At 73.6% G+C, this 13863-nt stretch carries 12 protein-coding genes; 4 read left to right on the forward strand and 8 right to left on the reverse strand.

Annotated elements, in window-relative coordinates; genetic code table 11:
- The first annotated feature begins 29 nt into the window (after positions 1-29).
- Both ACBJ59_RS34810 and ACBJ59_RS34815 read left to right on the forward strand, forming a co-directional pair.
- Positions 30-3116, forward strand: a complete 3087-nt coding sequence (locus ACBJ59_RS34810) for a hypothetical protein (protein WP_375114441.1) — start codon at positions 30-32, stop codon at positions 3114-3116.
- 72 nt (positions 3117-3188) lie between these two features.
- The gene (locus tag ACBJ59_RS34815; RefSeq protein ID WP_375114442.1) at positions 3189-4298 is read left to right on the forward strand and encodes an acyltransferase family protein; all 1110 of its coding nucleotides are present in this window, start codon (positions 3189-3191) and stop codon (positions 4296-4298) included.
- Between the two features lie 9 nt (positions 4299-4307).
- On the opposite strand, the gene ACBJ59_RS34820 is transcribed toward ACBJ59_RS34815, so the two are convergent.
- The 8 genes from ACBJ59_RS34820 to ACBJ59_RS34855 are packed head-to-tail and all read right to left on the reverse strand — an operon-like array spanning position 4308 to position 11280.
- The gene (locus ACBJ59_RS34820; protein ID WP_375114443.1) at positions 4308-4964 is read right to left on the reverse strand and encodes a TetR family transcriptional regulator; all 657 of its coding nucleotides are present in this window, start codon (positions 4962-4964) and stop codon (positions 4308-4310) included.
- A 31-nt stretch (positions 4965-4995) separates the two neighbouring features.
- Positions 4996-6093, reverse strand: a complete 1098-nt coding sequence (gene pcaC / locus ACBJ59_RS34825) for a 4-carboxymuconolactone decarboxylase (RefSeq protein WP_375114444.1) — start codon at positions 6091-6093, stop codon at positions 4996-4998.
- Positions 6093-7403, reverse strand: coding sequence for a 3-carboxy-cis,cis-muconate cycloisomerase (pcaB, locus tag ACBJ59_RS34830; protein ID WP_375114445.1), 1311 nt, complete (start codon positions 7401-7403; stop codon positions 6093-6095). Before pcaB ends, pcaC begins: the two co-directional genes overlap by 1 nt.
- Positions 7390-7914 (reverse strand): protocatechuate 3,4-dioxygenase subunit alpha, encoded by a 525-nt coding sequence (gene pcaG, locus ACBJ59_RS34835; protein WP_375114446.1) that lies wholly within the window; start codon positions 7912-7914, stop codon positions 7390-7392. The genes pcaB and pcaG overlap by 14 nt, the downstream gene beginning before the upstream one ends.
- Complete coding sequence (gene pcaH / locus ACBJ59_RS34840) at positions 7911-8663, reverse strand: protocatechuate 3,4-dioxygenase subunit beta (protein WP_375114447.1); 753 nt, start codon at positions 8661-8663, stop codon at positions 7911-7913. The genes pcaG and pcaH overlap by 4 nt, the downstream gene beginning before the upstream one ends.
- 4 nt (positions 8664-8667) lie before the next feature.
- On the reverse strand, positions 8668-9816 hold the full coding sequence (locus ACBJ59_RS34845) for a thiolase family protein (protein ID WP_375114448.1): 1149 nt from the start codon (positions 9814-9816) through the stop codon (positions 8668-8670).
- A 58-nt stretch (positions 9817-9874) separates the two neighbouring features.
- Positions 9875-10504, reverse strand: a complete 630-nt coding sequence (locus ACBJ59_RS34850; RefSeq protein WP_375114449.1) for a CoA transferase subunit B — start codon at positions 10502-10504, stop codon at positions 9875-9877.
- Entirely contained in the window at positions 10501-11280 is a 780-nt protein-coding gene (locus ACBJ59_RS34855; RefSeq protein WP_375114450.1) for a CoA transferase subunit A, read from the reverse strand. Before ACBJ59_RS34855 ends, ACBJ59_RS34850 begins: the two co-directional genes overlap by 4 nt.
- Positions 11281-11394: 114 nt before the next feature.
- Between ACBJ59_RS34855 and ACBJ59_RS34860 the strand changes: the two genes are divergently transcribed.
- Positions 11395-12858, forward strand: a complete 1464-nt coding sequence (locus ACBJ59_RS34860) for an IclR family transcriptional regulator C-terminal domain-containing protein (RefSeq protein ID WP_375114451.1) — start codon at positions 11395-11397, stop codon at positions 12856-12858.
- Between the two features lie 22 nt (positions 12859-12880).
- Positions 12881-13855 carry an NAD(P)-dependent alcohol dehydrogenase gene (locus tag ACBJ59_RS34865; RefSeq protein WP_375114452.1) on the forward strand — a complete coding sequence of 325 codons (975 nt, stop codon included), beginning with the start codon at positions 12881-12883 and terminating at the stop codon, positions 13853-13855.
- Positions 13856-13863: the final 8 nt, after the last annotated feature.

Genomic DNA, 13863 nt, shown 5'->3' on the forward strand with positions numbered 1-13863 from the left:
CATCCCCTGCCCCTGGAGGCACTCCGATCATGAGATCGCAACGACACGCCGGCCGCCGGATCGCCTCGGTGGCCGTCACCGCGACGCTGGCGTTGACTCCCGCCGTCCCGGCCGCGGCGGCGCGGGACCCGCAGCCGGGGCGGGTGCCGACGGTCGTGGCCGGTCCGCTGCCCGAGGTCGCCGCCCTCGACCCGGCCTCGATCGACCTCGCCGACTTCACCGGCCTGGAGCAGCAGATCGCCCCCTACCTCGGCAACCTGGCCCGCCTGGCCAACAGCGTCAACGACGACAGCGCCACGAACTACGGCTTCATCACCTGCGGCTGCTGGCGCACGGGGCAGGGCCCGAGCGACGCGCGGGTCATGGAGAACGTCCTCACGCTCGCCTACTTCTACACCGCCGACCGCCCCTGGAACCCGTACCACCGGGACGCGGCCCTGCGCGGGCGGCTGGAGGCGGCGCTGCAGTTCATGCTCGGCACCCAGAACCCCGACGGCTCCTTCCCCCAGGGCGGCGGGGACGTGCGTTCGCGGGCCGCCACGGGGTTCGCGCTCGAACTGTACGCGATCATGCTGGAGCTCCTGGACGCCGTCGGCACGGTCGATCCGGCCCTGACCACCGCCCTGACCGGCTCCATGAGGTCGGCGGCCAGGTGGTTCCTGAAGGACGAGGAGGTCTGGGGGCCGCGCGGCGCGCAGTTCGCCAACCAGGTCGCCGGCGGGCTGGTCGGCATCTCCCGCCTGCTCGGCCGCCTCGGCGACCCCGCGTTGCGCACGAGGTTCGAGCAGCGTCTCGCCGACCACGAGCGGATCTCGCAGGGTACGGCGGGCTTCTTCCGCGACGGCACGGTGGCCCACCGCTACAGCATCGAGGTGGAGTCGGAGGACCTGGCCGGCTGGGCCGACCCGGCGACCCGGCCCACGATCGACCGGATGCAGGCCCGCTACCTGGACTGGGCCCAGTACAACCTGCTCTACGACCAAGGGCTCGACGGCTACTTCATCAACACGGCGACCGACTCCCGGCACCGCGGCTGGAACTACGCGGACGAGTTGCCGATCGGCTCCAACAACCTGTGGGGCTCGGTCATCCCGCAGGCCCGCGCGTACTCGGCCACCCGGGAGGAGACACAGCGGCGGCGGGAGGCGTTCGCCGCGGCGGGGTGGCAGTCCTCGGTCGCGCCGCTCATCGCCCCGACGTGGGCCTACCTCGACCCGTCGATCATCCGTGACGTCGCGCTGGGGCAGGAGTTCTACCCGACCACGGCCGAACGCCGGGCGGCCGTCGGCACGCTCCGCCCGTACGCGGGCGCCCCGTACACCGAGTACCGTTCGGACGAGGTCACCGGCCAGCGGTTCGTCTTCGCCAAGCGCCCCTCCTACGTGGTCGGCCTGGGCTTCGGCAAGCACGTCGACACCCAGTACGGCTTCTGGGACAACCAGCGCTTCGGCCTCAGCTACCTGTACGACCCGAAGCTCGGCGTCGTCGTCCAGGGCCAGAACGCGCCCCAGATCGGCGCCCCGCGCACCCGGCCGGTGGAGGCGGAGCTGTCGTGGGGCACCGGCTGGGCGGCGGCGGACGGCCTGCGTTTCGACGCCTATGACCAGCCGGTCCCGGAGTTCTACCGCGACGGCTCCCCCGTCGACCCCGCGACGGTGGGCGACCTCGACCGGCTGGAGATCCGCTACGCCGCCCCCGGCAGCCCGGTACGCAAGTCCGTGACCCTGGGCGACCGGCTCCAGGTGCGCGTCCAGGCGGCCTCGGGCGAGTTCTTCGAGCGGATCCCGCTCGTGGTGGACAAGGGCGACACGGTCCGCTGGATCGGCGGGGGCACCGGCGGGGACACGGTGGCGGCCGGCAGCGTCTCCGGTGGCCCGGACGTCTCGGGCGTGGTGGTCAACCGTGGCGGGCGCAGTGTGGAGATCCGCTGGACCGGGGCCGCGGCGGCGACGTTGTGGTCGTCGGCGTTCCCGGTGGCGGGCGGGAGCCGTACCCTGCGGGTCCTCGACCTCAAGGCGGCGGGCGAGCTCGCGTACGACGTGCGGGTGGTGGACGACGCGTGCCCCGGCTCCGACGAGCGGGGCACCGTCCGTATCGGCGGCCTGGACACCGGCGTGGCCAACGCCGACGACGGGACCGGCTGCACGGTCGCCGACCGCCTGCGCGCCGGCGAGCAGTGGGAGAGTCACGGCGCCTTCGTGGCCCACGTCGCCAGGACCGTGGCGGCGCTCACCCGCGCGGACGTGCTGAGCCGCCGCGACGCCGCGCGCCTGCTCGCCGCCGCGACCCGCTCCGACGTGGGGCGCGACCTCGTCACCGTCCGGCCGGCCGCGGCGAGCGCCGTGACCGGGCAGGAGCTCGCGGTACGGATCTCGGGGCGGCGCATCGGCTCGGTGACGGTCTCGGGGCCGTGCCTCACCGGCGCGGCCACCGCCTCGGGCCCGGGTGAGGTGAAGGTCACCGTCGGGGAGACGACGCTGCCGGGTACGTGCCGGGTCACCGCGGAGACGCTGCGCGCCGGCGGGACGACCGAGATCGACGCCTTCGAGGTGGAGATCGTGCCGGACGCCGAGGGGGTCGTGTTCCGCGACGGCTTCTCCTCGGCGGCGGCGACGTCCGAGGCGTGGAGTGCCGTCGACGGAACCTGGTCGGTCGCCGACGGCGTTTACCGCCAGCAGGACACGACGCGTACGGGCTGGAAGTCGGTCGTCGACGACCTGCGGATCGCCGACGGCTGGGTGGAGACCGTGATCGGGTTCCGCACGCTCGCGACCCCGACCGCCTTCGGCGGCGTCCAGGTGCGCACGGCCGAGCCCGGCGACGCCTACACGCGGTCCGGGTACCTGCTGTACCTGCGGCCCAACGGTTCGGTGGACGTCTTCCGCGCGGGCGCCGGCGTCATCGCGACGGGCTCGGGACCGGCGGTCACGGGGCCCACGAAGCTGCGCGTGGAGCTGCGCGGGGCCGAGCTCCGCGCGTTCGTCGGCGGGGAGGCGGCGCCCCGCGTCACCGTCACCGACCCGGACCCGATCGCCGGGCCCGGCTCCGTACAGCTCGTGACGGGCCGCGCGGCCGTCGACTTCGACGACGTACGCGTCGCCACCACACTCCCCTGACCCCCCGCTGCCACCGCCTGTAGCCCTGACTGCTCAGATCACATATGTCACACATGGCCTAGACTGCGGCAGATGTTCCTGGCCCCCGCCCGGCTGGCCTGGCTGGACGCCCTGCGGGGACCGGCAGCGCTGGCCGTCACCATGCACCACGCCGGCTGGACGTTCCTCCCGGGCGTCTGGGCGGAGGTGGATCGCCGGATCGACCTGGGCACGTGGGGCGTGTTCGTGTTCTTCCTGGTCAGCGGGTACATCATCCCCGCGTCCCTGGAGCGGCGCGGCGACCTGCGCGCCTTCTGGACCGGCCGGGCCTTCCGCCTCCTGCCGCTGCTGCTGGCCGCCTGCGGCCTGGCGCTCCTCCTCGCGTACGCGGGCGTGCTGCCGTTACCGCCGGGGCTCGCCGAGCGCCCGTGGCCCGTGGTGGCGCTCGGCAACCTGACGATGTCGCAGGAACTGCTCAACCTGCCCGCCGTGATCAGCGTGACGTGGACGCTCTCGTACGAGATGGCGTTCTACCTGATGTGCGTCGCGCTGTTCTCGGTGCGGCAGGCGCACAGGTCGGCGGGGGTCGCCGTCGCACTGGCGCTGACGGCCGTGCCCCTGGGGCTGCTGCTGCCGAAGGCGGTGATCGGCGGCCGGGCCGACCTCGCCGCCGCGCTGCTCGGCCTCGCGGTCGTCGCGGCCGTCGCGGTGACCGCGCTGGGCCGCGGCCGGACGCGTACGGTGGCCGCGCTCGCGGGCGGCCTGCTGGGGCTGGCGCTGGTGGTCCTGGGCAGCCGGGGCGGGACCTGGCAGGGGGTGATCATCCTGGCGACGATGTTCGCGGGGACGGCGGTGCACCGGGCCGAGCAGGGGGCGATCTCCTGGCGGGCCGCCGGGGTCGCGGTGGCGGCGGTGCTGGGCTGCGGGATCTTCGCCAAGGACGATCCGGCCTGGGCGCCGGCGATCGTGCTGGCGTTCGGCGTCTTCGCGGGGGCGTACGCGCTGCGCCGCCGGGCCTTCCCGCGCTGGCTGTCATATCTCGGGGTGATCAGCTTCTCCCTCTACCTGCTGCACCCGATCCTGCTGCACGTGCTCCCCGACCTGGCGACGTTCCTCCTCGCCCTGGTCCCGCTCAGCATGCTGACCTACCACCTGATCGAGTCGCCGGCCCAGCGGCTCGGCAGGCGCCTGACGCGGCCGTGAGGGGGCGGCTCAGGGGCGGGCGCCCCGGCCGCACAGGTAGGCGACGATCATCTCGCCGACCATCCGCCGCTGCCGGTCCCGGTGCTCGGGGGCGGTCATGTCGCGTCCGAACAGCGCGCCGAACGTGTGCTGGTTGGCCACCCGGAAGAAGCAGAACGAGCTGATCAGCATGTGCACGTCGATGGCGTCGGCCTCGGTGACGAAGTCGCCCGACGCCTGCCCCGCGTCCATGATGCGCTCGATGAGGTCGAGCACGGGCGTGCCGAGCCCGGCCAGGACCTCCGACTTGCGGATGTGCTCGGCCTGGTGGATGTTCTCGATCGCGACGAGCTGGATGAAGTCGCGGTGCGCGTCGTGGTGGTCGAACGTCAGCTCGGCCAGCGTGCGGATCGCCTCGACCGGCGCCAGGTGCTCGACGTCCACCGTGCGCTCGGCGGCCCGCACCTCCGCGTACGCCTTCTCCAGCACGGCGATGTAGAGCCGCTCCTTGCTGCCGAAGTAGTAGTAGATCATGCGCTTGGTGGTGCGCATCCGGGCGGCGATCTCATCGACGCGGGCCCCGGCGTAGCCGTAGCGGGCGAACTCGCGCTGCGCGACCTCGAGGATCTCCGCCTTCGTGCGGTCGGCGTCCCGCTGGCGTTCGGCGGCGGCAGGGGGCGAGGTCATTGGCCCATCATAGGCTGGCCCGCGTGCTGTGCTACTCCCCGGGAACCTCCGGTTCGGCCAGCACGCGCTGGGCGACGGCGAAGGCGGCGTTGGCCGCCGGGACCCCGCAGTAGACGGCGCTCTGCAGCAGCACCTCGCCGATCTCGTCGGGGGTGAGCCCGTTGCGCAGGGCGGCGCGTACGTGCATGGCCAGCTCGTCGAGGTGCCCCCGGGCGACGAGCGCGGTGAGCGTGACGCAGCTGCGGGTGCGGCGGTCCAGGCCGGGGCGGGTCCAGATCTCGCCCCACGCGTAGCGGGTGATGAGGTCCTGGAAGTCCCTGGTGAAGCCGGTGGTACGGGCCACGGCGCGGTCCACGTGAGCGTCGCCGAGCACCTCCCGGCGTACCTGCATGCCGGGGACGGCGGGCAGGTGCGCGAGCAGCGCCTGCGTGACGCGGGCCGGCTGGTCGGCGGTCGCCAGGTGGGCGGCGCCCGGGATCTCCACCAGCATGGCGCCCGGGATGCCGTCGGCCAGCTCCCTGGCGTGCGGCGGGGGCGTCGCCGGGTCCTCGCGACCGGCCACGACCAGGGTCGGCACGGTGATGTCCGCCAGCTCGCCGCGCAGGTCGTAGCCCGACAGGGCGTCGCAGCAGGCGGCGTAGCCGGCGGGGTCGGCGTCGCGCAAATCATCCAGCAGGGCCCGGTCGGGCGGTCCGGCGAACCAGCGGCGCGCGGTGGCCTCCAGCAGCGGCGCGGTGCCTTCGGCCCGTACCAGCTCGGCCCGCTCCCGCCAGGTCCCGGGCTCGCCGAAGCGGGCGCTGGAGCAGATCATGGCCAGGGACCGGAGCCGTCCCGGGTGGCGGGCCGCCAGCGTGGCGCCGATCGCGCCGCCGATGGAGACGCCCGCGTAGTGGAAGCTCTCCATGCCCTCGGCGGCGGCCACGTCCAGGACCAGCTTGGCCAGCTCCTCCATGGTGCCCGCCTGGAGCGCCTTTGAGCCGCCGTGCCCCGGCAGGTCGAACCTGAGCACCCTGAAGGTGCGCGCCAGGGCCGGGAGCTGCGGCTCCCACAGGCGGGTCGTGGTGCCCAATGAGGGGGCCAGGACGAGCGGCTGCCCCTGCTCGGGGCCGTCGAGCCGGTAGTGCAGCATCAGCGTGGTGCCTTGTCTCGGTCGTGGGTGATCTCACCGGCGGGTGTCCGGTCCGCCTGGGTGGCTTCCCCGTCGGGTGTCCGGTCCGCCCGGGTGGCTTTCCCGTCGGGCGCCTGGGCGGTCCGGGTGGCCAGGGCGCGGTCCACGAGGGCGGGGGCCGGGGAGGGGTCTCCTGGGATGGCCAGGTTGGCGCGCATGCGGTCGGGGTGCACCCGTAGGTCGGCGACCAGCTCGGCGGCGTCCCGGGCCGCGCCCGCCACCAGGCGCAGCGCCTCACGCAGCGGCTGCCATTCGGCGTGCCAGGCGCCGGAGGGGCGCTCGTCCTCGGCGGCGAGGGACGCGTACAGGGTCGCGGCGAGCTGGGGCACCTGGCGGGCGGCGGCGGCGATCATCGTGGCCCGGACCGGGTTGTGCTTGTGCGGCATGGACGACGAGCCGCCGCCGACGCCCTCCGACACCTCGCCGATCTCCGTACGCGACAGGACCAGCACGTCGGCCGCGAGCTTGCCCAGCGCCCCGGCGGTGAACGCCAGCGCCCCGGCCAGGTCGGCGACCGGCGTGCGCAGCACGTGCCACGGCAGGCCGGGCTCGGCCAGCCCCAGCTCGGCCGCGAACCGCCCCGGCAGCCGCAGCGCCACCTCGGCCCGCGGACCCGATGCGCCGGCGGCGGGCCGGAAGGCGGCCAGGGTGCCGGCGGCGCCGCCGAGCTGGGCCGGGAGGGACCGGCGGGCGGTGGTGAGCCGGTCGCGGGCGTCGGTGGCGAGCTTGCGCCAGCCCGCCGCCTTGAGCCCGAACGTGGTGGGCACGGCCTGCTGCGTGAGCGTCCTGGCGGCCATCGGGGTGTCCCTGTGCTCGGCGGCCAGCCTGGTGAGCCCGTCGACCAGCCGGGCGACGTCGGCCAGGACAGGGCCCAGCGTGCGGTGGGCGACGAGCATGAGTGCGGTGTCGACGATGTCCTGGCTGGTCGCGCCCCGGTGGACGTGCTCCCCGTACGGCGCGGCGGCCACGCGGAGGTCCTCCACGAGCGGGATGACCGGGTTCCCGCCCGAGCGCGCCCGCTCCACCAGGCCCGGCAGGTCGAACGCCTCGGCGCGGGCGGCCGCCGACACCGCCCCGGCCGCCTCGGCCGGGACCAGGCCGAGGGCCGCCTGCGCGCGGGCCAGCGCGGCCTCGGCGTCCAGCATGGCCTGGAGCACGGCGGCGTCTCCGGTCGCCTCGGCCGCTCCCCGCATGGGGGACAGCAGCCCGAGATCGGCCCCCGCGCCCGCCGGCGGTGGGTGGTGCGAGGGGGCCGGGTCAGCCGAAGTCAAGGAAGACCGTCTCCTTATCGCCCTGCAGGTGGATGTCGAACCGGTAGACCCCTTCCCGTTCCGCCACCGCCACCAGCGTCCGGCGCCGCTCCGGCGGCAGCGAGTCCAGGAAGTCGTCCTGCCCGAGGTAGATCCGCGTGTACAGGTGGTGCAGCAGCCCCCGGGCGAACACGCACACGCTGATGTACCCGTTGCCCGGCACCACGGTACGCAGCGTCCAGTGCCCGTCGAGGTCGGTGCCGATGCGGCCGAAGCCGGTGAAGTCGACGCCGTGCCGCCCGAGGACGGCCCCGTTCGTCGGGTCGCGGCGCAGCGAGCCGGGGGCGCCGCGCAGGTCGCCCTGCTCGTCGGCCTGCCAGAACTCCAGCAGCGCGTCGGGCACCGGATCGCCGGCCCCGTCATAGACGCGGCCGTGCACGACGATCCCGCCGAGCGCGAGGTCGCCTCCTCCGGGGAACGGCAGCGCGTAGCCGTAGAAGGGCCCGACCGTCTGCGAGGGGGTGGGGTTCATCGGCCTTCCTCCATCCAGGTCGCGGCGGGGCCGTCGAGCACGATGTCCCACCGGTAGCCCAGCGACCACTCCGGCACGGACAGGTCGTGCGCGTAGGTCGCGACCAGCCGCTGCCGGGCGCGTTCGTCGGTGACCGACTGCAGGATCGGGTCGAACGGGAACAGCGGGTCCCCGGGGAAGTACATCTGGGTCACCAGGCGCTGGGTGAACGCGGTGCCGAACAGCGAGAAGTGGATGTGCGCCGGCCGCCAGGCGTTGACGTGGTTGCGCCAGGGATAGGGGCCGGGCTTGATCGTGGTGAAGAGGTAGTTGCCGTCGTCGTCGGTCAGGCAGCGGCCCACGCCGGAGAAGTTGGGGTCGAGCGGCGCCGGGTGGTCGTCGCGCTGGTGCAGGTAGCGTCCGGAGGAGTTGGCCTGCCAGACCTCCACGAGCTGGTTGCGCACGGGCCGCCCGTCGCGGTCGAGGACGCGCCCCCGTACGGTGATCCGCTCGCCGAGCGGCTCGCCCAGGTGCTGCTTGGTGAGATCGTTGTCCAGTTGCGTCACGTCGGTGACGCCGAACACCGGCCCGGACAGCTCGGACGCCTCGGGATCCTTGATCGAGACCAGCGGCTGCCGGGGGTGGCGGAGGAGGGTGCTGCGGTAGGGGGCGTAGTCACGGGCGGGGTGGTCGGCCGGCTCGCCCGCGCGGGCCGCGCTGAGCTCGGCGATCTCGCGGTCGATGTCGGCCTGCGTGAGGGGTTCGGACATTGCGCTACCTTTCGAGTACGACGGCCAGCCCCTGGCCCACGCCGATGCAGAGACTGGCGAGACCGACGCCCGACCCGGCGGCGGCCAGCCGGTGGGCCACGGTGCCGGTGACGCGGGCGCCGGAGGCACCGAGGGGATGACCGATCGCGATGGCGCCGCCGTCGGGGTTGACGATCGCGGGGTCGAGGTCGGGCAGCTCGGCCAGGCAGCCCAGCACCTGCGCCGCGAACGCCTCGTTCAGCTCGGCGGTCGCCAGGTCGCCGAACCGCTTGCCCGCCTTGGCCAGCGCCCGGCCCGCCGCCTCCACCGGGCCGAGCCCGAAGTAGCGCGGCTCCAGGGCGCTGACGCCGCCGGCCACGATCCTGGCGAGGGGCTCGCGGCCGCGCAGCCCCGCCTCGTCGGTCAGGAGCAGCGCCGCGGCGCCGTCGTTGAGCGGGGAGGAGTTGCCCGCGGTGACGGTGCCGCCGTCCTTGCGGAAGACGGGCTTGAGCTTGGCCAGCGCCTCCAGGGAGGTGTCGTGGCGGATGCCCTCGTCGCGGGTGACCCCGGCGATGGGCACGATCTCCCGCTCGAACGACGCCTTGGCCGCCTTCTGGTGGCTGGCCAGCGCGAACGCGTCCTGCTCGGCCCGGCCGATCCCGTGCTTGTCGGCGATCAGCTCGGCGCCCTCACCGAGCGCGACGGTGTGCTCCGCGGGCATCGCCGGGTTGACCAGCCGCCAGCCGAGCGTCGTGGAGACCAGCTCCTGGCCGCCCGCCGGGAACGCCTTCTCCGGCTTGGGCAGCACCCACGGCGCGCGGGTCATCGACTCGACGCCGCCCGCGATGACCGTGGAGGAGTCGCCGAGCGCGATCGTCCGGTAGGCCTGGATGACGGCCTCCATGCCGGAGCCGCACAGCCGGTTCACGGTCACGCCGGGCGTGGTCACCGGCAGCCCGGCCAGGATCGCGGCCATGCGGGCGACGTTGCGGTTCTCCTCGCCGGCGCCGTTGGCGTTGCCGAGGACGACCTCGTCGGCACGGTCGAGCCCGTTGCGCTCGGCCAGCGCCGAGACGACGTGCGCGGCCAGGTCGTCCGGGCGGATCCCGGACAGCGCGCCGCCGTAGCGGCCGAACGGGGTGCGTACGGCGTCGACGATGTAGACGTCCTTCATGCCGCGTCCCCCAGCTCGTTCTCCATGCCGTCCCTCATGCCGTCCCTCGTGCCGTCCCTCACGCCAGGACCTCCGCGTCTGTACGGTCGCGCAGCTCTTCCACGCTCACCCCCGGCGCGCGTTCCACGAGCGTGAGCCCCTGCTCGGTGACGTCGAGGACCCCGAGGTCGGTGACGATCCGATGCACGCACCCCTGCCCCGTCAGCGGCAGCGAGCACTCCTTGACCACCTTCGGCGAGCCGTCCCTGGCGTTGTGATCCATGATCACGATCACCCTGCGCGCGCCGTGCACCAGGTCCATGGCCCCGCCCATGCCCTTGACCAGCTTGCCGGGGACCATCCAGTTGGCCAGGTCGCCGCGGGCCGAGACCTGCATCGCGCCCAGCACGGCCACGTCGATGTGGCCGCCGCGGATCATGCCGAACGACAGCGAGGAGTCGAAGAACGACGCCCCCGGGAGCACGGTGACGGTCTCCTTGCCGGCGTTGATCAGGTCGGGGTCGACGTCGTCGGGCCGGGGGTAGGGGCCGACGCCGAGGACGCCGTTCTCCGAGTGCAGGACCACGTCCACGCCCGGCGGCAGGAAGCCGGGGATGCGGGTGGGCAGGCCGATGCCCAGGTTGACGTAGTCGCCGTCGCGCAGCTCGGCTGCCGCCCGCGCGACCATCTCGTCACGGGTCCAGCTCATTCGGCGGCCGTCCCTTGCTCCGGAGGCACGGTGACCGTGCGCTTCTCGATGGATTTGTCGGCGGCCTGCTCGGGGGTGAGCGCGAGGACGCGCTGCACGAACACGCCGGGCAGGTGCACCTCGTCGGGATCGAGCTCGGTCAGCTCCTCGACCTCGGCGACCGTGATGCGCCCGGCCATGGCGGCCAGCGGGTTGAAGTTCCTGGAGGACCTGCGGAAGATCAGGTTGCCGTAGCGGTCGCCCCTGGCGGCGCGTACCAGCGCGAAGTCCGTACGGATGCCGTGTTCGAGCACGTACGGGCGGCCGTCGAACTCCCGGACCTCCTTCGGCGGCGAGGCCAGCGCGATCGAGCCGTCGGGGTTGTGGCGCAGCGGCAGGCCGCCGTCGGCCACGGGCGTGCCCACCCCGGCCGGGGTGTAGAAGGCGGGGATGCCGCTGCCGCCCGCGCGCAGCCGCTCGGCCAGGCTGCCCTGCGGGGTGAGCTCGACCTCCAGCTCGCCGGCGAGGTACTGCCGGGCGAACTCCTTGTTGTCGCCGATGTAGGAGGCGGTCACGCGGGCGATGCGGCCGGCCGCGAGCAGGATGCCCAGGCCGCCGCCGTCCACTCCGCAGTTGTTGGACACGACGCCGATGCCGCTCACGCCGGTGTCGTAGAGGGCCTGGATCAGCACGTTGGGGATGCCGCTGAGGCCGAAGCCGCCGACGGCGAACGACGCGCCGTCACGCACGCCGGCCAGCGCCTCCGCGGGCGTGGCGACCACCTTGTCTCTCCGCACGACGCTCCGTTCGAGACGTGTTCGCTGTGCGAACTTTTGTTCACTATTATGTTGTTTCAGTATGTGTATGGGTGGCTGACCTGTCAAAGGTCCCCTCGTCCGTTGGAGGAGCCGATGGAAGCGGCCGGAACCCTGGAGCGCGGGCTGGCCGTGCTGCGCGCCCTGGCGGCCGACCCCGCCCGGCCCGCCCGGGCGACGGACCTGGTCCGGGCGACCGGGCTGGCCAGGTCCACGGTGGACCGGGTGCTCGCCACGCTCGTCCACCTCGGCTACCTGCGGGCGGACGGGCGCGACGTGCGGCTTGCGCCGCGCCTGATGGAGCTGGGCGAGGCGTACCTGGCGGGCAGCGGGCTGCGGGACACGCTCGCGCCCCTGGCCGGGCGGCTGGCCGAGGAGCTGGACGAGTCGGTGTCGCTGGCGGTGCGGGACGGGGACGGGGTGCGCTTCGTCGTACGGTTCACCCGGCGGCGCACGATGTCGGTCACCTTCCGGGTCGGCGACCTGCTGCCCGCCGACCGGTGCGCGGCGGGCCTGGCCCTGCTCGACCCGGCCGCGCCGTGGGCGGAGGACGACCAGCTGGTCGAGCCGGGGCTGATCGCGGTGGCGGTGCCCGTACGCGACGGGGCCGGGCGGGCCGTCTGCGCGGTCAGCGTCGTCAGCCACACCAGCCGGCACACCGCGGCCGGGCTGCGCGACCACTGCCTGCCGGCGCTGCGCAAGGCGGTCGCGGAGATGGAGGCGGCCCTGACCGGCGAGGACACCCGGCCGCCGACCGCTTCCGGGGTGGATCGCTCCCGGAGCGTCAAGCAGGAGCTGGGGATGGGTTTCCTGCAGTCGCTGGCGCGCGGGCTGGCCGTCATGGTCGCGCTCGGGTCGGCGCGGGGCGGCCTGACCCTCGCGGACTGCGCCAAGGTGACGGGGCTGCCCCGGGCGACCGTGCGGCGCGCGGTCCAGACCCTGGAGCACCTCGGCTACGCGACCGCCGACGGGTCCCGGTTCGTGCTGCTGCCCCGGGTGCTGGAGCTGGGGTACGCCCACCTGTCGGGGCTGACGTTCCGCGAGATCGTCCAGCCGCACCTGGCCGACCTGGTGGACCGGGTCCGCGAGTCGGCGTCGGTGGCGGTGCTGTCCGGGGACGACGTGGTGTACGTGGCGCGGGTCCAGACCGTGAGCCTGATGAGCATCGACATCACCGTGGGCACCCGGCTCCCCGCGTACGCGACCTCCATGGGCCGGGTGCTCCTGACCGAGCTGCCCGAGGAGCGGCTGGCCACGATCGTGCCCCGGCGGCTGTCCGCGCGGACCGTCACCTCCCCCGCCGAGCTGCGGGCGCTGCTGCGGCAGGCCGCCGCGGACGGGTACGCCCTGGTCGACCAGGAGCTGGAGGAGGGCGTGCGGTCCATCGCGGTCCCCGTCCGGGACCGGACCGGGCGCGTCGTGGCGGCGGTGAACGTCGCCACGCACGCCGGCCGCGCCACCGACGGCACCCTCGTACGCAACGTCCTGCCCGCCCTCCGGGAGACGGCGGCGCGGATGGAGGCCGAGCTCGCCTACACCAGCGCGGCCGCGGACGGCTGAATCCGGTGGCTAGAATCCGGGCATGAAAGCCGCAGTGCGCGCCAGATATGGCCCGCCGGAAGTGGTCAGCGTCTTAGAAATCCAGCAGCCGGTCGTCAAGGACGACGAACTGCTCGTCAAGGTCAGGGCGACCACGCTGAACCGCACGGACTGCGCCATGCGGGCGGCCAAGCCATTCCTCTGGCGATTCTTCACCGGCTTCATCAGGCCGAAGGTGTCCGTTCTCGGAACCGAGTTCGCGGGCGAGGTCGAGGCGGTGGGCCGCGACGTCACGCTTTTCCGGGTCGGCGACCGGGTGTTCGGATACAACGACCCCGGATTCGGGGCCCACGCGCAGTACATGTCGATTCCCCAGAGCGGCACGCTGGCGCTCATCCCGGAGGACCTGACGTTCGAGGAGATCGCGCCCAGCACCGAGGGGGCGCACTACGCCCGCTCGCTCATCAGGTCGGCGGGGATCCGGGCCGGGCAGGACGTCCTCGTCCACGGCGCCACCGGGGCCATCGGGTCGGCGGCGGTGCAGCTGCTGAACGATCTCGGCGCCCGCGTGACCGCCGTCTGCGGGACCGCGCAGCTCGACCTGGTCAGGAAACTGGGCGCCGACAAGGTGGTCGACCACACAGCCACGGATTTCACCAAGGACGAGCAGGATTACGACGTCGTCATCGACGCGGTCGGGAAGAGCACGTTCGGGCGGTGCCGGCGGTTGCTGAAACCTCGCGGCGTCTTCATCGCCGCCGATGTGGGGCCCATGTGGCAGAACCTGTTGCTGGCGCTCATCACGCCACTGTTCGGCGGCAGGAGGGTCAAATTCCCGCTGCCCAAGAATGACGCGGCGATGGCGCGTGAATTCAAGGAGCTCATCGAATCCGGGAAGTTCCGGCCGGTGATCGACCGGCGATATTCGCTGGACGAGATCGTCGAGGCCTACCGGTACGTCGAGACGGGCCAGAAGACGGGGAACGTCGTGATCAGCGTCGGGCACCCGGAGGAGTAGACCGGCGA

This window comes from Nonomuraea sp. MTCD27 (assembly GCF_041950495.1).
GTDB lineage: Bacteria > Actinomycetota > Actinomycetes > Streptosporangiales > Streptosporangiaceae > Nonomuraea.